The organism is Mucilaginibacter sp. SG564, from assembly GCF_013149275.1.
Taxonomy (GTDB): domain Bacteria; phylum Bacteroidota; class Bacteroidia; order Sphingobacteriales; family Sphingobacteriaceae; genus Mucilaginibacter.
Genome location: NZ_JABGNA010000011.1, coordinates 1 through 18,238 on the forward strand (window position 1 = coordinate 1; position 18,238 = coordinate 18,238).

The window sequence follows — 18,238 nt, forward strand, 5'->3', positions numbered from 1 at the left end:
TCAAACTCAATCTAAAAGGAATGAGCCCGGTAAAATACCGAGCTCATATTATGAATAGTTAAATTAACTTTGTCCAACTTTTGGGGTGCACTTCATTTGGAGCCTCTTTTGTTTTTGCCGTACTTGATTTGCACAACGTAGGGCTTACAAAGTTTTAAAAACTTCATAAGTCTTACGTTGTGCTTGTTTGTCATCCTGAACTTGTTTCAGGATCCCTCAGGACAGGTTAACCAGCATGATTATGCTTTACTTGTGGGATACCGAAACAAGTTCGGCATGACGTATTTGTTGATGTATCAAAACATAGCATCCGGCTCCACCCCATCCGGGATTGCCTGCTCTACCACCCAGTGTTCGGCTATTTTACTATGCTCAACCCTGAATATTTCATAAAATACGAAAGCTTTTCCAGCTCGTTTGAACTCTGATTGAACAACAACAAAATCACCTTCGCCAATAATGCGGTGTATTTTAATTTGCCGATCACTATCGGCGGTCAAATAAGCACCCAGGCCTTTACCGCTATAAATTACTGCTGGATCATGCTCCACATAGTCTGGCTTTATCAAATCAGTTACGGATACTTTTTGAATTACAGCCTGATAAAATTGATCAATAACGGCTTTACTTTCTGTAGCAGAGGCACTTTGGTCAATTTCATTGCTTCCATTGGTAGCGGTTATAGCCATACCGGTTTGATCCGGCATCGTTTGTATCGCATCCCAGTGTTCGGCCAGCATACCATTCTTTAGTTTAAACAGATCGATAACAGCCATACGCTTACCCATAAATTCGATATCCAGATGGGTCACTACCAGGTCGCCTTCCTGTATAGCCCTGATGATAGGTGATTTGGCACCGGCCGGTGGTAATGGTAACGTTTTTAGATAATTGATCATTTCGGTAATACCTACCCTACCCTGTTTTACGGTTGTATTATGCTGAATATAATCTTCCTGCACAAATTCAGGGATCAGTTCGACCCGTCGCTGACCAACAATTAGTTTATAAAATGACAGTACTTTTTGTTTATTATTTGTAGTATCCATAATGGTATTTGCTTTGGCGGGCAAGCCGGAGCACAGTAAAATGCACGATACAGCCATTGCCTGCAGATTGGTAATTTTCATTACTATTGATAAAAAAATGATGTAAAATTTAGTTCGCGGAAACACTGGCACTAATAGTTCAGTGCTCTTGATAACCTGCTTAACAGGCCGGATTTTTGGCAATCCTTGTTTGATATGTGGTAAAAGTAATTATGCTTTAAAGGTAGCAATATTTTCGGTATAAAGGTAAAATAGGTGCCATCCAATACGAGTAATTTATGGCTTAAAGTGGGTTAACATAAATTCAACAATATAACAGTATTTTTTAATTTAAATAATTGATAACCAACTATTTAAATATATGTAAACCATAAAAAAGTGTAAACCATGTAAACCCACTTTTGCCTATTCCTCGGCCGGAGCAGCATAAAACCTACCGTCGAAATTAACCAGGAAAAGCTCGGTGGTGGCGCGGGTTACGGCGGTATAAAACCAGCGCAGAAAATCCATGTTGATCATTTCGTCGGTCACATAACCCTGATCAACAAATACCGCGTCCCATTGCCCACCCTGGGCCTTGTGACAAGTAATGGCGTAAGCAAATTTGATCTGCAAGGCATTATAATAGGGATTTTGCTTCAATTCATTGTGCATAGCCCTTTTGTTGACCATTTGCTCATAATCCTTCATCACCTCTTCGTAAAACCGTTTTTGATCGGCCTGGGATAGGGCCGGGGAATCGGCATACAGCGTATCCAGCAATATTTTACAATCCAGCACCGGATCTTCCGCATAATCAATAAACTCAATTTGCACATCAGCAAACCTGAAACCATACATATCCTCTATCCTGCGCATTTTCCTGATCCGGGCAATATCGCCATTGGCTATAAAGTTTGTGCTGCTTTCGTCCTGTTCCTGCAGCCAGAAGTAGTTATTTTTCACCACCATGATCTGGTCGCCGCCAGTAAGTTCCTCTTCCCGGTACAATATCCGGTTCCTGATCTGCCCATTGTACAGGTTGGCGTTTTTATTAGAGCGACAGATGATCAGCGTACGATCATATCCATATTTGCGGTAGGCATATTCCAACCCCTCGGGCAAACGCTCCCCCGTCATCCGGAATACATCTTTATATCCTTTGGTGACTACTTTTGGGGCACTTATTTCCTTTGCCCGGATAATATCACGTATGCGGGTAGCATTGTACAGTATCCCTGAGTCTTTTCCCTGCCTAAGCACATCAGTCAGTTCATAGCCAAACACGGTTAGTCCAAACTTATCCTTCATCAAACCTCCATCAAGCGCAGGGCTGTTTTCAGAGCCTACAGGGGGCAATTGGGCGGTATCACCCACCAATACCAGTTTACAATTTTTATCGTTGTAAACGTATCGTAAAAGGTCGTACAGCAACGATGTACGGTTTAGGCCGCCCGGCTCGTCAGATATCATCGAAGCCTCGTCTACAATAAAGAGCGTGTCGCTGGCCAGGTTATCTGCAATGGCAAAGCCATCATCCAAAGTCAAAGCCGATTTTTTGCGATAGATCCGCTTGTGTATGGTAAATGCTTTACGCCCCGAATAGTTGGTGATTACCTTAGCCGCGCGACCGGTAGGTGCCAGCAAAACGGCTTTATATTTATACTCCCTTAAAGCCTTTACTAAAGCGCCCAATACCGTGGTTTTTCCCGTACCGGCGTACCCTTTGAGTATAAAACACTCATCCCCATCATTGCTCAGCAAAAATTCATGTAAGCGGTTAAACAACTCCAGTTGCTGCCCGGTAGGTTGATGCGGAAAGGCCTTACGTATATGATCAAATTCAGTCACTTTGCAAAAATGACGATAAGTTAATTACTTATCAGCATTTTTATAAATTTGACCATGGAATTTGATGAAGATAAAATAGAAGAAACCGGAGGAGACTATGTTGAAATATATTCCAGGCGAGCCATATTCTGGTTTGCTGTATTCAGCCCATTATATGCAGGTATATTGCTCATCATCAATTTATGGGTAGCGGGCTATAAGTGGGTAATAAGCCAGGTAATCCTATTTTTATTGCTGGGCAATGTTCTTTTGTTGTTTATTGTTAAGGCACTTAATATTAAACCCGATCTGGAAGCATTTCGAAAGTTTGCATCAGGCGGCACCCCGGTAACATCGTTTAGCCAGATAATGCCTATTTTTCAATTATTTTGTATAACCCTATTTTTCAATATTTTAGCTGGTATTGTTTTGACAAGATATTTCTTTAAGAAATATTTTCCCGACGATGATTATTACCCCAGGTCTGTTTTATGGCCAGTGCTCATTTATATCCTTTTAACGTTATTTTTGGGCGGACGGGGCTTTTAATCAAACAATGCTTTTTTAATTGCGGTATCTAAAGTATCTGCCGAAAAATATTACTTTTGTTAAACTGGCATGAGCGAATACAATTACAACTACCATGATGATAACTTTAGTCTTGATGAGGCCGAACGTTATAATTTATTGATACAGATTGATAAAGCCACATTTTCGTACGCGATTACTGATCAGGATAAACTGGTTGCGTGCGCCGATATGCACCCTCTGGACGAGTTGACCAACCCGCAGGAGTTACTCGACCTCCTATCAGCCAAGTACAAACAGGTAGTTGTAGGTTTGCCGGCTAATGGTTTTACCCTGATACCGCAAAGCCTTTTCAGCCAGGATCATGTTACCGATTTTGCCCGCTTTTTGGACGTCCAACCAGGCGAAAAAGTATCCGCTCAAGCTTTGGATAGCCACAACACCATTATTTACAAAACCGACAGCACAATTATTAACGCAGCCGAAGAATTTGGCCTGCGTAACAGTGTTTTTTCGTCAAAAGGGTGGATAATGGCCATTGCTCAAAATAACCCAGCCGATCATGATCTGTATCTCAACTTAAATGAATCACAAGTTGAAATTGTGGCCTTTAAGGGGAATCTTTTACGTTTTTATAACCGGTTCGCGTTCCAAAATAACGACGAGCTAACTTACTTTATAGCGCTTGTAGTAAACGAATTGGGTTTGCAACCAGCCGATGTTCATATCTATTTAAACGGCGATATCGACACAGACGATAAAAGGATCGAACACTTAGCTGAATTTTTTGGACAGGTGCAGCTTAACCGGTTACAGATAGTGCAAATCCCCGCCGAAATCTCTGCTCACCAAATATTGTCACTCGCTGCTTTATCTTTATGCGCATCATCGGGGGCAGTTTAAAGGGGTTACGGCTCAACCCACCCAAAAATCTTCCGGTACGCCCTACAACTGATCTGGCTAAGGAGGCCTTATTCAATATCCTCCAAAATCAGATTGAATTTGAGGATATTAAGGTACTTGACTTGTTTAGCGGCACAGGTAACATATCTATGGAATTCGCTTCCAGGGGCGCCGCGCAGGTGATCTCTGTCGACCGTAGCATTCATTGCGTAAACTATTTGAAAGATATATCCCGCCAGCACAGGCAGGAACAGATAAAGACCTACAAGGAGGATGTTTTTAAGTACCTCCAAATGGAAACCGAGCAATACGACCTCATTTTTGCCGATCCTCCTTACGACCTTAACAAGATCCCGGAAATTTCCAAGATAGTTTTTGAGCGCAACTTCCTGGCACCCGATGGGCTGCTGATCGTAGAACATCAATCTATGCAAAATCTCAACAATCATCCAAGTTTTGTAGAGCAACGAAAATATGGACATTCCTCGTTTTCGTTTTTCAGACATCCTGCTGAGTAACGCCCCCAAAAACTTTTTAAACCTTAAATTTTAACAAATTTCTGCCCAAAAACGGGTAAAAAACAGCCAAAAATTTATTCGAAATCATCGATTTTAACACTTTTTAACAAATTTCAACCCGATTTTGGGGCGATTTTAAAATTTTAAAAAGTATTAATTTATTGGCTATCAAATAACTATAGGAAAAATAATTAATTTTTGCCCCGTTTTATCCCTTAATAAAAGAGCCCGGGTCTCTGTAGAAAGAGACCCGGGCTGCTTATGTTATAAAGATACGAAATTTTTCTGACAGACAGTTCCAATCCAGCATATTATCCTGAATAAATTGGATATTCACTGTTTTACCCCACCTGCAAAATAGTCAGCGCGGTATCTTTAAATCCTGCAAGCTTTCCGTCATCAGCATTGGTGATAACCGCTTCAACCTGGTTGATATCGGCAAATTTGAGGTAGGTCTCCTTGCCTACTTTGCTATCATCACATAATACATAAGTATAGGCGCTTTGGCTGATATACATCGATGTAATTTCGGCCTCCAGCTCGCTGTTGGCGAACAAACCTCGGGCAGATATACCATCCACACCTAAAAAAGCCTTACCGGCATGATACCTGGCAATGTGCTCATTGGCTATTTTGCCATGCGTGGCCTGCCGTTCATTATTAAACTCACCGCCAATGATATTGATGGATACTGAGCAATTTTGCAGCTCATAAATAACCGGCAGCGAATTAGTAATCACTTTGATCTTTTTATGCTTGATAAACTGGCACAGTCTGAAAACCGTGCTGCCGCAGTCCATAAAAATAATATCGCCATCGGTGATATGCTCAGCCGCCTTACGGCAGATATCATCCTTTACACCAGCATTTTGAGCTGCCTTATTGGCAAAATCTTTCGGTTTAGCTAAGGGATCAACTTTCATGGCGCCGCCGTGAGTGCGGTACAACAGGCCATCGTTGGCTAATTGGTTCAGATCGCGCCGGGCCGTGATCTCCGAAATATCCAATTCGGTAGCCAGTTCTTTAATGTCAACCTCGCCAGTACGGTCCAATTGCTCCAATATTTTTTGCTTTCTTTTTTGAAAGTTCATTTAAATAATTCTACATTTGATCAAATATAATCAAAATTGATCATTTTTAATCAAATTATACATGACTGATATTAAAATTCTAAAAACAGAGGTACTATCAGACAACTGGTACATCCTCCGGAAAATAATTTTTGAAGCTACAAAAAAAGATGGCACCATACTAAAACTTAGCCGCGAGGCATATGACCGGGGCAATGGCGCTACCATACTTTTATACAATAGGGATACCAAAACGGTGATCCTCACCAAACAATTCCGCGTGGCTACCTACATCAATGGTAACGGCAATGGGATGCTGATTGAGTGCTGCGCCGGTTTGCTGGATCAAAGCAATGCCGAAGATTGCATCAGGCGCGAAACAGAAGAGGAAACGGGTTATCAGATCAGTAACGTAAAAAAGGTGTTTGAGGCATATATGTCGCCGGGCTCGGTAACGGAGATCCTGTATTTTTTTGTAGCAGAATATACAAATGACATGAAGATAAGCGACGGTGGCGGACTGGAAGAAGAGCACGAAAACATTGAGGTGCTGGAACTACCCTTTGTTACGGCCCTGCAAATGGTACAAACCGGCGAAATAAAAGATGGCAAAACCATTATGCTTTTACAATATGCACAACTTAATCAGTTAATATCATGACCACTACACCTTTAGTAATTTTAATAGCAGGCCCGTACCGCTCGGGTACCAATGACGATCCAAACCTGATGGCGCAAAACTTAAAAAAACTGGAAGAAATGGCGCTCCCGATATTCCGGGCGGGGCATATCCCGGTAATTGGCGAATGGTTTGCCCTGCCCCTGTTGGAGCAAGCCGGCTCAACACACCCGGGTGATGCCGCCTATGAAGAGATACTATACCCTGTGGCTCAGCGCCTGCTTACCAAATGTGATGCCGTTTTAAGGATCCCAGGCGCATCCAAAGGAGCCGATGAAGATGTGAGGATAGCGAAAGAACGTGGTTTGAAAGTTTATTTTCAGTTGGAAGATATTGTTGGGGCAGGGAGAGGATTGTAAATACCATTTGAAGACTTACGAAGTTTTAAAAACTTCGTAAGTCTTGCTTTCGGCATAACTCTTTTTAATACATGAAGTTATGCCGAATTTATTTCGGCATCCCACCAGCAAGGTGTACAACCGGGCAGTTAACCTGTCCTGTGAGGTCCTGAAACAAGCTCAGGGTGACGCATTTCCATCATAGCGCATCGTTATATCATTTCTGTATCATCCTTTGCTTTTAAATAGGAGTTGTTGTAAAAATTGGCTTAGTATTACCATTAGTTACTATCAAACAATAACCTCAAAAACATGAACACTTTACCAGAAATAGCCAATCGTTTAGCTTCATTATGTAATGAGCTTAAATTTGTTGAAGCTTATACCGAATTATACGCTGATGACGCCGTAAGCATTGATCCCAATAATAACAATGAGCCTATAACCGGTCTTCATAATCTGCTTGAGCGCGAGAAACAATTTTTAGCTATTGTAGATATCCATGATATTAAAGTATCTGAAGCAACTTTTGCCGGCAGCTACTTCAGTATGGTTCTTTCTATGCATTTCACCATTAAGGGCCAGGATCCTAAAATGCTTGAAGAGATCTGCGTTTATAAAGTTGAAAACGGAAAAATTGTTAGTCAGCAGTTTTTTATAGGCTGATGAGCTAAAGAACCTTTTGTTGTGCTGGGGCACGAAGCATCTATTACAGGTTGGATTTAATTAGAAACAGATTGTGATTCTTGATTTTTGGTTATATCTAATTTATAAGCATCAAGTAGTTTAATTACTGCTGAAATAAATTGTTCGCTGTCAAGATCAGCCCCAATAATTCCTGATCCTTGCAAAATTTCATGTAAAACAGCGGCATTTAAAATATTATAATTAGCTTCGATTTCGGAACTTAATATTTTATTATGCTTTTCACTATTCTCGTATAAATTTTGGGAATGGTACTGCATAACTCTTCTAAACGTATCAGGATTGAGATCCATTTTTAAAATCTCGCCATAAGGACATTCTCTTATATAATTAAAATGCTCGTCAATATTCTTCTTTATATTTTGCATTTTTTCATCTACCACTTCTAATAATGCTGACAACTTTGATAAGTCTCTTTTCATTACGTCAGGTATATTTTCCTCTCGTTTATAAAACAACGAATGGGAAGTTTCGGCCCATACGTGCTCTGAAAGTGTTCTAACTTGAATTTCAACCCTCTTTCCTTCATGATCCTCCCAATTTTCTGCTTTAGCCCATTCGTCCTTTATAGTAACTATTAAATGCGTGGAACTATAATCAAATATTTTCGGATTGGATAAAGGGATTGATTTCTCTAAAACTTTAAATTTATTTTCAATTAATTGAATTACTTGATCTTTATATTCTGGAAATAGCAATACTATTCTTACTCCAATTAAATCATCATACTCAGTAATTGATTCGACAATATTTTTTTTTCGATTGTATTTTTCTTGAATTGATTCAAGCTCCTTTATTCTCGCCGAAATTTCAAATGCTACAGGTATTTCATTCTTCGAAAGCATTTTTGCAATTATTTTTTTAATTTCCTCTAGAAAATCCTCATAACTCTCTCGTAGGTGACTATACTCCTTACTTATATTCATGACATTTAACTTATACTAAGAACATGATTAAACCGTCTTTTAGCTGGTTGTTGTTTCCCATATCCAATATTTTCCGTGGACATGACAAAAAGAATGCAACTCCTTATAAATCTCAATCGAGTAATAAACTGCTGCTATGAGAGTGCCAATTGCTATTATACCTGTTAAAAAATTCATTTGATTACGACTTAGCGTTTGAGCAATTTCAAGATTTGCTAATCTAGAATTTTCGAGAGAACGATTTAAGATATCTTTCTCATATCCATCGAATAATAAGCCTTTTATCTTAATTAGAAATAAACCGTCTCCATTCTGCATTATAAAATCATCCGCTTTAAGTTGATTCACATATCTTTCTATTTCTAAATCAGACGCTTTTATTCCTTTTCCCTCCATCATCTCTTTAATAAAATGCCAACTAATCGCTTCTTGTTCATCTTTAAATAATTGTAGTAACGTATCAAGCTTTTTAATTTGTGATGAGGTTTCCATAAAAGGTTTATTATTAGGCAATTTGAAATTATGAATAAGTTTTCGAATATCAATACGATATTTCTTTTCAGTGAGAGGGTTTCCTGACTCTTAGCTCCTGATTCTAAATATTTCCACCTGATGCTCTTAAACATTAGAAATCATTATTACTTTTGAGCAAAGCATTAACATCAGCCTAAAATGAAGATCGCTCTTTTCCCTGGTTCTTTTGATCCTGTTACCAAAGCCCACGTTGATATTGTAAAACGCTCGGTAAACTTGTTTGATAAGGTTTATATTGGCATAGGCGCCAACAGCAGTAAACAGGGCCTGCTCAGCATTGAAACCCGCGAGCAGATGCTCAGGGCGGTTTTTAAACACGATGAGCGGATACATATTGTAGCTTACGAAGGATTAACGGTAAATTTTTGCAAAAGCATCGGCGCCACTTACATGATCAGGGGGATTCGTACGGTATCTGATTTTGAATACGAAAAAGCCATAGCCCAGATGAACCATGCCCTGGTGCCCGATATTGAAAGCATTTTTATTGTAAGCAAGCCAGGCTATTCGTCCATCAGCTCAACCATTGTGCGCGAAATTATGCGTCATCATGGCGATGTGGCACAGTTTATCCCCGCAGAGGCATTAGCTTATTTGTGACCAGCTTTTCTTTATGTAATACATCCATAATTGACGGAAAAGTATTTTCCACAATAGGTTCAATATGTTCTTTTTTAAACCAGCGCACATCGGTAATACCTTCTTCCTTTTGGGGTTTTAGCTTATCCTTGCCCTTGCTGTCCATGGCAAACCAGTGCGTTTTTTTGAGCACTACCTCACCCCTGCTAATATAAACATGGTAGGTTTTGCATATTTTCTCGTTCAGCTTGCTCACTTTTATGCCACACTCCTCCTCTACTTCGCGCACGGCGGCTTCTTTTACCTTCTCATCCTTCTCAATTTTACCTTTGGGCAGGTCCCATTTATCGTTACGGTAAATAAACAGGTAATCGCCTGCTGTGTTCATCACCAGGCCGCCGGCAGCCTCAATAAGCGTGATGTTTTTGATAACCGATTTTAAAAAAAGTTTGGCATTTCCGCAGGGCACATAGAACAACTTTTTAGGATTTGCCAGTATCCAGGTATAAATTATTCGCAGATCAAATGTCTCAGCATCAAGCCGTTCATAACTTTCTACGTGGGGTGGTTCTGATTCAGTTAACAGGATAACCTTTTCGTTGATATAAATTCTGTATTTTTGAGCCATGTTTAATAATAATGAGATCGAGCAGCAAGTTGCTGAATTCCTGCTGCAAATTAAAGCAATTAAATTACAACCTAACAATCCTTTTACATGGGCGTCGGGGTGGAAATCGCCAATTTATTGCGATAACCGCGTAACACTTTCTCATCCGTCTATCCGTACTTATATCCGTCAGCAGTTAACCATTGCTATCCAGGAAAAATTTGGCAGTGTAGGTTGTATAGCCGGTGTAGCAACGGCCGGTATACCGCAAGGCGCCCTGGTAGCACAGGAGCTGGGACTGCCATTTATTTACGTGCGCTCAAAACCAAAAGATCACGGAACCGGCAGCCTGATTGAGGGGGATGCCACCACCACTACCGGCAAACGTGTGGTAGTTATTGAAGACCTGATATCAACCGGTAAAAGCAGCTTACAAGCCGTTGAAGCCTTACGCGCCGCTGGTTTTGAAGTTGCAGGTCTTGCAGCCATATTCAGCTACGGGTTTGATGTAGCTACCGAGAATTTTAAACAAGCAAGCTGTCCGTTCGTTACCTTATCAAACTATAACGCTTTGATAAAATACGCCGAAGAGCATCAATACATTGCCGATAAAGACGTGGCCGTTTTAAAACAATGGCGCGAAAATCCGGCCGCCTGGGGGCAGATAGCATCTAGCTAAGACTGTCGATTTTTTTGATTCCGACGATTTTTGTTGGAACCATGACTGGCACAATTAAAGGATGAACTGTATTTTGACTGATCATTTCCAAACGTAAAATTTACAACGTATCACCTACAACGTAAAACATGAGCATTTTCACCAGTAATACCAGTATTAACAAACCTATAAATGAGGTTTATGAGTTTTTGGCCGATTTTAATAATCACCAGAAACTGATGCCGGAAAATATACAGGAATGGGTTTCGACCACTGATGAGGCTCATTTCAGCATTCAGAATATGGCCAAACTTTCTTTAAAGATCGAAAGCCGTATACCTGATCAGGAAATTATCATTGTACCAACGGCTAAATCGCCATTTGATCTGAAATTAAAATGGTCGTTATCTTTTGATAACGACCATACCAATATTCTTTTTACTATTGATGCAGATCTGAATATGATGATGAAAATGCTTGCCTCTGGCCCGCTGCAGAAATTAGCGGATCATGAAACAAATAGCTTAACCGAAATATTAAGTTAAGCGCGCCATCTGCCTATCAATATACCTTTCTTTTTTGTGTGTTGTTAATGGCTATTATAATATTGATAACAACCAATGTGATGATTAATGCTGCCATGACCGGTAATATTTAATAATGTATAAATCTGTTGAGTCAAAGGCTGTTCCATTTTTTAATTTTGATTAATTTATAGTTAAATAACACCAAAACGCTTACCCTGTTTTAAATTTACGCACAAAACGGGCAAATATGTACACGACAATGTCAATTAATTGTGACGAGGATTGTACATAAATCCACAATGTGCCTCATTTTAATATCTACCCAAATACCAAAAAAATGAACTATTTACCGTATTTTTGCGCCAAATTACAGGTGCAGCATGATCACGGTATCCAATCTATCATTACGTTACGGAAAACGGACTTTATTTGAAGACGTTAACCTTAAATTTTCGCAAGGCAATTGTTATGGCATTATAGGTGCCAATGGTGCCGGTAAATCAACATTTTTAAAAATTCTTTCGGGCGATATCGACCCTACCAGTGGTTCTGTGAGCTTCACTCCCGGCGAGCGTATGGCGGTTTTAAGCCAAAACCACTATGCCTTTGACGAGTTTACAGTTATCGAAACCGTAATGATGGGCTACAAAGAAATGTATGCCGTAATGAAAGAAAAGGATGCCATTTACCTGAAGGAGGATTTTACCGATGCCGATGGCGAGCGCGCCGGCGAACTGGAAAACCTTTTTGCCGAAATGGATGGCTGGAATGCCGAAAGCAATGCCGCTACCCTGTTGAGCAACCTGGGCATCAAAGAAGAATTTCATTATAACCTGGTAAAAGACCTGGATAACACCCAGAAAGTACGCGTATTATTAGCACAGGCCCTTTTTGGCAAACCCGATATTTTATTACTGGATGAGCCTACTAACGATTTGGACATCCATACTGTAAGCTGGCTGGAAGATTTCCTGGCATCATATGAAGCCATCGTTTTGGTAGTATCGCACGACAGGCACTTCTTGGATACGGTTTGTACCCACGTAGTGGATATCGACTTCTCCAAAATGACCATCTATACCGGTAACTATACGTTCTGGTACGAGTCGAGCCAGCTGGCATTAAAACAACGTGCCGATCAGAATAAAAAAGCCGAAGACCGGGTTAAAGAGTTGCAGGAATTTATTCGCCGCTTTAGCGCTAACGCATCTAAATCAAAACAAGCTACCAGTCGTAAAAAGGCGCTGGACAAGATCAACCTTGACGAGATTCAGCCATCAAACCGTAAATACCCGGGAATTATATTCAACAACCTGGGTCGTGAAGCCGGTGACCAGATATTACAGATAGAGAATTTAAGCAAAACCCTTAACGGCGACCTTCTATTCAACAATATCAGCCTTACGGTAAATAAAGGTGATAAGATAGCCATACTGTCGCAAAACAGCTTGGCCACCACTGCTCTGTACAATATTTTAACAGGCCGTGATACTGACTTTAAAGGTACCTTTAAATGGGGTGTTACCATTAACCCGGCTGATATTCCGATTGATAACGCCGAATATTTTAAAGGTAAAGACGAAAACCTGATCGACTGGTTGCGTGAATATTCACCTGGCGAAAAGGATGATCAGTTTATCCGTGGCTTTTTGGGCCGGATGCTGTTTTCGGGCGAAGAGGTATTGAAAAAAAGCAATGTACTTTCTGGTGGCGAAAAAATGCGCTGCATGTTTAGCCGTATGATGCTGCAACAAGCCAATTTGCTGATGTTTGATGAACCAACCAACCACTTGGATCTGGAATCGATCACAGCGCTTAATAATGGCATGAAAGACTTCCGTGGCACCATCCTATTCACCTCACGAGATCATGAACTGGTAGAAACCGTAGCCAACCGCATATTTGAATTAACTCCGGGCGGCTACATCGATAAATTGATGACCTACGATGAATATATCAACAGCGATGTTGTAGAAAAACAACGGACTGACCTGTACGCTTTGGTTTAAAGAGTCCGAAAGTTAGAAAAGACCGGAAGCCGGAAAGTCGGAAGTAAAAAAAGCTTTCAGACGTTCCGGCTTCCGGTCTTTAGTACTTTAAAGAAAACTCTTTCGCACTTCAATAAAATTTTGTTTATTTGCAACCCCAATAAAAACACCACGACTCCGTAGCTCAGCTGGTAGAGCAAATGACTCTTAATCATTGGGTCGAGAGTTCGAATCTCTCCGGGGTCACTGAAGGAAACATTCTATTATGGATGTTTCCTTTTTTTATACCCATAAGAAAATGATAGCCAGACCGTTAGGCCACCACAAAAAAGAGCTAAAATTTCCCCTGTAAGACTTTATACTAATTTTAAATCGGATCTATTTTTATTCAAATCACCAAGCAATAACGCTTTTTCGGGGTTCAATTTTCTGTTCAGGTTATTTATTATCCGTTAATACAAACTCAGTGCTTACCATACTCCTCCAACTATTTTAACAACTTAGCCATCGTACTGCTTATCCATGTTTCCTGTTTTGGAAAATCGCGATAATTTTTAATATCGTGAAGTAATTCACTGTTTGCACTTATCCCTGCCGATTGCAATATGGCATAATCCTGTAAAGCCTCTGCGAAAACCTCCCACCTGATAGAATCATACGGCCCATCGGGGCCAGGGTAAACCACAAATGGATCGCCCTGAGCTATGCCAGGATAAGCCGTTGCAGCGCCCTCATTAAATGGATCAATAGATTGTTCAGTATCCAGCTTGTACCAAAAATTGTATCCCCAATGCAGAAAACCTTGTGCTTTTAATTTATAGAACAGGAAGCCCGACATGCGTATCTTAGCCAAAGGTGTATCGTAAAACCGGTTGAGCCACGGCCCACGTGGGCCGGTACAATAATAAACCCAGTGTGGTATGCCTTCTTTTAAATAATCTTCTGCCGAACTAATAATGGGAACCGGGATATCCGTCAGCTTATCACGACCATACCTTATATCGCTCAAAGCATCCATAACTTTCATCCAGGGAGCTAATTCATGCAGGAGATCTCTCGCTTTTTTATAGTTCTCTATATGCTCAGACCACGGCTCATCGGATAAATGGAAATAAGAGTTTTCCAACAACTTTTCCTTCTTTAAGAAGCGATGAAATTCCGGAAGATATTGCTTCAGAAAATTAATATATATGGGGTCCATCGCCTTTAAATGCTCATCCCATAACAATCTGTAAGTACCATCTTCTTTTTTAGTATATACGTGCATTGCATCTGCTACCCCCCAATACAACCAAAGGTGTGCCCACTCAAACTTCATGTACCCCAATTCACGGCACATATCAACAAACCGTTTCACATTTGTCCAGTCAAAAATATATTTACCCGGACTCTGTTCATTAACAATCAGCATTTGGCAAGGCTTTTTGAATACGGCTCTTAACTCAAAAAAGTTTTGAATAAATGCCACATCATTACCATGTTCAATCAAATTTTTCATTAGCGCGCGGGTAAGTTTCCACCAACGTTCATCGTACAATTCTGTTTTATAATACAAAGCGGTGGCCTCGCCTCTCCACCAGTGGGTTACATGAAAATCATGACGAGGTTTTATCACCAAATTGGCCACCTTAACTTTTACAAAAAGTTGCTGTTGCTTCTGCACCTTTCCTTCTGTCCAGGATAATTTTACTTTGCACTCATGTTCGCCGGGCGATATAGCTGCTGGTACGGTTAAGGTTATCCAAAAAGAGCGACTGGCATAAGGTGTAGCGTCAGCTTTAGAAACCGGGTAAAGAGGTTCGGGCAGCATCCCCGGCAAATAACCAATACCATCTATTTCTTCCTTGCTTACATCGGTGTTGAAATTCGGAAAAGGTACCAGCCCTACATATCGTACCTGTGTTTGAATATCTCCACCATCTACCAAACAGTTGATCTGGGTTTGATCTTTCATCTGGTTATGAAATGCTACCTGAAAGGATATCTTACTATTTCGGGCGGCAAGTAAGCTCATACTATTTCTTTGCAATACAGGAGATTGCGGAAATACTTTATTTAAAGAACTTTCTAACCAAACGCTCATATGCCGGTCAAGGGAATCTGTTTTATTTATGGCGTAAATTGGCGTAATACTAAAAAGGCAATAGAAAACAAATAAGCCCGAAATGAGTAACCGAATTCTGTTTTTCATCTTAACTTATTAAGCTGGTTGTTTTACCCTACCCTTAGCAGATACATTATGCTGCCCGGATATACTAAAGGTTTTTACGGGTATTTTCCCGTATAACACATTTAAGAATGGCTGTCCATTCTGAAGACTGATTACTCCAAAACCGGTATTTGCCGATATGAAACTTTTAAAATCTCCAACTTTTGGGTCGATATATAACACCTGGTCAACGGCATCAAAGCGCGCTCCTGTCAAGGCCTGTAAAAGACCATAGCTGGCCATGGCACGTGCGTACCAGTGTCCACACTCATACTCATTAAATGGATTCCGAACCCGGCCATCGTAACGATCACGACAGGTACGCACCACCTCCAATCCTTCGTTTATTTGCCCAGTCAGGATAAGATGAGATGCGGCCTGGTATTCAATACCGGTCCATACTTCGTCACTATACACAAACGGGATAGACAGTTTACCACCATTTGGCCAGGAACATAACAACAACCCTCCTTCTTTCCCGATAGCGTAAGTAGGTCTTTGTGGGTTGGCGTGTTCAGACAGATCTGTTTTCAGGTTATATCTATGTACAGAGGCCAGGTGCTGCTTAATCTTTATTTTATCCAATGCGATATCCAATCCACACATCTCAGCTATCCAGACACCCAGTATCCCGTCTGACAAGCAACCCGTGCCATACTGATATTTTGGCCCCTCCTTTTGTAATAACGCGGTTGCTTCTTTCGACAGATTTTTTACAGTAGTAGGATCTTGCACGTTAAGACCTGTCCACTGTATCTTTTGTACAAAATATTCGCCATTATATAAAGTACCTTCCAGTACTGCTTTTCCTTTAGCAAACAGGTCTTCATAATGTTGAGTAGGCTCCTTTAAAAATTTGCCCATCGCGGTAGTAGCTGTTAATGCACCCAGGTAAAAAGTAGTACACATAGGATCAGCGCCCCAAAATTCGATATCGTAGGTATTATGATGAGGTTCTTCCAATACACCACGACCACGTGGATCCCAGGTTTTGATACAATAATCCATGCTCATTTTTACCTTAGGATAAAGGCGTTTGAGCCAGGCATTATCGCCGCTAATCCTCCATTCACGATAAACTTTCATAATACCGCCTAATTGCCCATCAGATGCCGCGTGAAAATTGTGCGCCACCGGACGTATCGGTATCGACGTGCGGAATTGCTGGTGACCATCACAATTCTGACTTACCTCGAACTCTGTTTCTCGCAGCGTTCTTTCCAGTGATGGGAAAAGATGTGAAACCGCCTGCGCGTAATTCCATACGTGTGTGCATGAACCATGACAACTCCCCCAGCTATCACCGCAGCCTTCCCAGTTCCACATACGGCCATCGGTTTGTCGTAAAACTGTAGGCGACTTGAGAATGGTTAAATTAGCTGCAACAGCTTCCAGTGCCTCGGGAGGAAGCGACGAATCATAAAAGGCGTTTTTAAAAATGGTTGATTTTTTATAAAGCTGGGTATAGTTCTGCTGCCAGTATGCGGCTGCCTCCTGTATATTTTTAAATCTGCCGCTATACCAGGGTTTATGGAATTTATTACCGGGTTCGCTGCCTGATTTTTCGCATGGCTGGTCATTATTATTGCGGGGCTCATCGCCTATGCGCAGGTTCGTATCCGGCACATACCAGGTCATCAGAAGCTTAAGGGTTTTCTTCTCTCCTGCGGATAACTTTAAAGGCACGTATAATGAGGCGCCAGGTGCGCCGGACTCTACAGGCTCATTTTTACGTAAATCAGCTGTCTGTACGGTATTCCAGGCCATGGTAAAAGCATCCCACCAATCACCACGAAACCAGCAATGGTCAACCATCGTACTTTCATTATCCGTAAATATGGCAAAGTCGCCGGCTTTTTCGGGAGCTTTCTCTGTTCCATCCTGCGATAATATAAAGCCATTCGTAATAGGTTTAACCGAATTCCTGGCATCTCTTTGCTGCATAAAATTACGGCTGTTATATGAGAAAACCACCTCAATAGTCTTGCTGCTGACATTTTCAAACTCGTATTCCAAAGCGGCTACCGGTAAACTGGAGTTATCCGCGTCAGTTGGTATAAATGGGCTCCAGGCATTAATATTTACTTTCAATGGCATTGAATTGTCTTCCAGTTTTATAGTAGCAAAGGGGAAACGGGCGGTAAACTGTACATCTTTAAAACGTGGCAGGCCCCATGTTTCGCCTCCCCCACCTAAACCAGAATCATGCTGTCCGAATTTTTTCCAGGCAGGCACCGGGCCTTCCAGCACCCTTGCTCCCTTCTCCATTCCCTTTACCGAGATGGCCGCGAACATACAGGGCTCATTAAAGATCTCGGGGTTATTGCGTACCGACATATGTGATATGGCACCGGTTCCCTCGATACAAAACATACCTGCCCCCATACCGCCCAAGGGAAAGGCAACACGATTTAAATAAGCATCCGTATATGTTTCATTGTATACACGTGCAGCGGGGATCATATCATGGCACAACTGCGGTTGCAGATTAGGCGTTGTGGGTTTAGTATCAGCAAACAGATCAGCCGGAATAGCTGCCACGCCCAGTGCACCCACACCCAGGTTCTTAAGGAACTTACGCCTGTTATTATTTTCTTTCATTCTCATAGAA

At 41.1% G+C, this 18,238-nt stretch carries 18 protein-coding genes and 1 tRNA gene; 11 read left to right on the top strand and 8 right to left on the bottom strand.

The window, feature by feature from the left end:
• Positions 1-296: 296 nt before the first annotated feature.
• Both FHW89_RS22460 and FHW89_RS22465 read right to left on the bottom strand, forming a co-directional pair.
• A complete protein-coding gene (locus FHW89_RS22460) occupies positions 297-1,130 on the bottom strand; it encodes a nuclear transport factor 2 family protein (protein WP_172337303.1) in 834 nt (277 codons plus the stop codon).
• Positions 1,131-1,454: 324 nt separating this feature from the next.
• Complete coding sequence (locus tag FHW89_RS22465; protein ID WP_172337304.1) at positions 1,455-2,879, bottom strand: AAA family ATPase; 1,425 nt, start codon at positions 2,877-2,879, stop codon at positions 1,455-1,457.
• 54 nt (positions 2,880-2,933) lie between these two features.
• On the opposite strand from FHW89_RS22465, the gene FHW89_RS22470 reads away from it, so the two are divergent.
• The 3 genes from FHW89_RS22470 (at position 2,934) to rsmD (ending at position 4,807) form a co-directional block, all read left to right on the top strand.
• Positions 2,934-3,407, top strand: a complete 474-nt coding sequence (locus FHW89_RS22470; RefSeq protein ID WP_172337305.1) for a hypothetical protein — start codon at positions 2,934-2,936, stop codon at positions 3,405-3,407.
• Positions 3,408-3,476: 69 nt separating this feature from the next.
• Positions 3,477-4,289: a DUF3822 family protein gene (locus FHW89_RS22475; RefSeq protein ID WP_172337306.1), complete on the top strand. Its 813-nt coding sequence runs from the start codon at positions 3,477-3,479 to the stop codon at positions 4,287-4,289.
• Positions 4,265-4,807 (top strand): 16S rRNA (guanine(966)-N(2))-methyltransferase RsmD, encoded by a 543-nt coding sequence (gene rsmD, locus FHW89_RS22480; RefSeq protein WP_172337307.1) that lies wholly within the window; start codon positions 4,265-4,267, stop codon positions 4,805-4,807. The genes FHW89_RS22475 and rsmD overlap by 25 nt, the downstream gene beginning before the upstream one ends.
• 341 nt (positions 4,808-5,148) lie before the next feature.
• Here the strand turns inward: rsmD and FHW89_RS22485 are convergent, their stop codons facing one another.
• The gene (locus FHW89_RS22485; protein WP_172337308.1) at positions 5,149-5,898 is read right to left on the bottom strand and encodes a DeoR/GlpR family DNA-binding transcription regulator; all 750 of its coding nucleotides are present in this window, start codon (positions 5,896-5,898) and stop codon (positions 5,149-5,151) included.
• A 61-nt stretch (positions 5,899-5,959) separates the two neighbouring features.
• On the opposite strand from FHW89_RS22485, the gene nudK reads away from it, so the two are divergent.
• The 3 genes from nudK to FHW89_RS22500 all read left to right on the top strand — a co-directional run bounded on the left by nudK (position 5,960) and on the right by FHW89_RS22500 (position 7,560).
• Positions 5,960-6,538 carry a GDP-mannose pyrophosphatase NudK gene (gene nudK, locus FHW89_RS22490; protein ID WP_172337309.1) on the top strand — a complete coding sequence of 193 codons (579 nt, stop codon included), beginning with the start codon at positions 5,960-5,962 and terminating at the stop codon, positions 6,536-6,538.
• Positions 6,535-6,915 (top strand): DUF4406 domain-containing protein, encoded by a 381-nt coding sequence (locus FHW89_RS22495; protein WP_172337310.1) that lies wholly within the window; start codon positions 6,535-6,537, stop codon positions 6,913-6,915. Before nudK ends, FHW89_RS22495 begins: the two co-directional genes overlap by 4 nt.
• A gap of 291 nt (positions 6,916-7,206) precedes the next feature.
• A complete protein-coding gene (locus tag FHW89_RS22500) occupies positions 7,207-7,560 on the top strand; it encodes a nuclear transport factor 2 family protein (protein ID WP_172337311.1) in 354 nt (117 codons plus the stop codon).
• Positions 7,561-7,616: 56 nt separating this feature from the next.
• On the opposite strand, the gene FHW89_RS22505 is transcribed toward FHW89_RS22500, so the two are convergent.
• Positions 7,617-8,525, bottom strand: coding sequence for a GTP pyrophosphokinase family protein (locus FHW89_RS22505; protein ID WP_172337312.1), 909 nt, complete (start codon positions 8,523-8,525; stop codon positions 7,617-7,619).
• 39 nt (positions 8,526-8,564) lie between these two features.
• The gene (locus FHW89_RS22510; protein ID WP_172337313.1) at positions 8,565-9,017 is read right to left on the bottom strand and encodes a hypothetical protein; all 453 of its coding nucleotides are present in this window, start codon (positions 9,015-9,017) and stop codon (positions 8,565-8,567) included.
• Positions 9,018-9,197: 180 nt separating this feature from the next.
• Here FHW89_RS22510 and coaD point away from each other — a divergent pair, with 180 nt between their 5' ends.
• Entirely contained in the window at positions 9,198-9,659 is a 462-nt protein-coding gene (coaD, locus tag FHW89_RS22515) for a pantetheine-phosphate adenylyltransferase (RefSeq protein WP_172337314.1), read from the top strand.
• On the opposite strand, the gene FHW89_RS22520 is transcribed toward coaD, so the two are convergent.
• Positions 9,628-10,266, bottom strand: a complete 639-nt coding sequence (locus FHW89_RS22520; protein ID WP_172337315.1) for an NUDIX hydrolase — start codon at positions 10,264-10,266, stop codon at positions 9,628-9,630. The two genes, coaD and FHW89_RS22520, sit on opposite strands and share 32 nt — an antisense overlap.
• Here FHW89_RS22520 and pyrE point away from each other — a divergent pair.
• The 4 genes from pyrE to FHW89_RS22540 all read left to right on the top strand — a co-directional run bounded on the left by pyrE (position 10,265) and on the right by FHW89_RS22540 (position 13,664).
• Positions 10,265-10,924, top strand: a complete 660-nt coding sequence (pyrE, locus tag FHW89_RS22525; RefSeq protein WP_172337316.1) for an orotate phosphoribosyltransferase — start codon at positions 10,265-10,267, stop codon at positions 10,922-10,924. The two genes, FHW89_RS22520 and pyrE, sit on opposite strands and share 2 nt — an antisense overlap.
• A gap of 128 nt (positions 10,925-11,052) precedes the next feature.
• The gene (locus FHW89_RS22530) at positions 11,053-11,448 is read left to right on the top strand and encodes an SRPBCC family protein (RefSeq protein WP_172337317.1); all 396 of its coding nucleotides are present in this window, start codon (positions 11,053-11,055) and stop codon (positions 11,446-11,448) included.
• A gap of 362 nt (positions 11,449-11,810) precedes the next feature.
• Positions 11,811-13,439, top strand: a complete 1,629-nt coding sequence (locus FHW89_RS22535) for an ABC-F family ATP-binding cassette domain-containing protein (protein ID WP_172337318.1) — start codon at positions 11,811-11,813, stop codon at positions 13,437-13,439.
• A gap of 152 nt (positions 13,440-13,591) precedes the next feature.
• A tRNA-Lys gene (locus tag FHW89_RS22540) sits at positions 13,592-13,664 on the top strand.
• Between the two features lie 241 nt (positions 13,665-13,905).
• Here the strand turns inward: FHW89_RS22540 and FHW89_RS22545 are convergent.
• The gene (locus FHW89_RS22545; protein ID WP_216650667.1) at positions 13,906-15,609 is read right to left on the bottom strand and encodes a DUF4091 domain-containing protein; all 1,704 of its coding nucleotides are present in this window, start codon (positions 15,607-15,609) and stop codon (positions 13,906-13,908) included.
• Positions 15,610-15,618: 9 nt separating this feature from the next.
• Positions 15,619-18,234, bottom strand: coding sequence for a GH116 family glycosyl hydrolase (locus FHW89_RS22550; RefSeq protein WP_253952300.1), 2,616 nt, complete (start codon positions 18,232-18,234; stop codon positions 15,619-15,621).
• Positions 18,235-18,238 lie beyond the last annotated feature (4 nt).

Excerpts from the sequence above, each read along its gene's own strand:
- coaD (WP_172337314.1), top strand. The coding sequence starts at position 9,198 with ATGAAGATCGCTCTTTTCCCTGGTTCTTTTGATCCTGTTACCAAAGCC.
- FHW89_RS22545 (WP_216650667.1), bottom strand. The coding sequence starts at position 15,609 with ATGAAAAACAGAATTCGGTTACTCATTTCGGGCTTATTTGTTTTCTAT.
- FHW89_RS22535 (WP_172337318.1), top strand. The coding sequence starts at position 11,811 with ATGATCACGGTATCCAATCTATCATTACGTTACGGAAAACGGACTTTA.
- FHW89_RS22530 (WP_172337317.1), top strand. The coding sequence starts at position 11,053 with ATGAGCATTTTCACCAGTAATACCAGTATTAACAAACCTATAAATGAG.
- pyrE (WP_172337316.1), top strand. The coding sequence starts at position 10,265 with ATGTTTAATAATAATGAGATCGAGCAGCAAGTTGCTGAATTCCTGCTG.
- nudK (WP_172337309.1), top strand. The coding sequence starts at position 5,960 with ATGACTGATATTAAAATTCTAAAAACAGAGGTACTATCAGACAACTGG.
- FHW89_RS22495 (WP_172337310.1), top strand. The coding sequence starts at position 6,535 with ATGACCACTACACCTTTAGTAATTTTAATAGCAGGCCCGTACCGCTCG.
- FHW89_RS22505 (WP_172337312.1), bottom strand. The coding sequence starts at position 8,525 with ATGAATATAAGTAAGGAGTATAGTCACCTACGAGAGAGTTATGAGGAT.
- FHW89_RS22475 (WP_172337306.1), top strand. The coding sequence starts at position 3,477 with ATGAGCGAATACAATTACAACTACCATGATGATAACTTTAGTCTTGAT.
- FHW89_RS22550 (WP_253952300.1), bottom strand. The coding sequence starts at position 18,234 with ATGAGAATGAAAGAAAATAATAACAGGCGTAAGTTCCTTAAGAACCTG.
- FHW89_RS22510 (WP_172337313.1), bottom strand. The coding sequence starts at position 9,017 with ATGGAAACCTCATCACAAATTAAAAAGCTTGATACGTTACTACAATTA.
- FHW89_RS22485 (WP_172337308.1), bottom strand. The coding sequence starts at position 5,898 with ATGAACTTTCAAAAAAGAAAGCAAAAAATATTGGAGCAATTGGACCGT.
- FHW89_RS22460 (WP_172337303.1), bottom strand. The coding sequence starts at position 1,130 with ATGAAAATTACCAATCTGCAGGCAATGGCTGTATCGTGCATTTTACTG.
- FHW89_RS22500 (WP_172337311.1), top strand. The coding sequence starts at position 7,207 with ATGAACACTTTACCAGAAATAGCCAATCGTTTAGCTTCATTATGTAAT.
- FHW89_RS22470 (WP_172337305.1), top strand. The coding sequence starts at position 2,934 with ATGGAATTTGATGAAGATAAAATAGAAGAAACCGGAGGAGACTATGTT.
- rsmD (WP_172337307.1), top strand. The coding sequence starts at position 4,265 with ATGCGCATCATCGGGGGCAGTTTAAAGGGGTTACGGCTCAACCCACCC.
- FHW89_RS22520 (WP_172337315.1), bottom strand. The coding sequence starts at position 10,266 with ATGGCTCAAAAATACAGAATTTATATCAACGAAAAGGTTATCCTGTTA.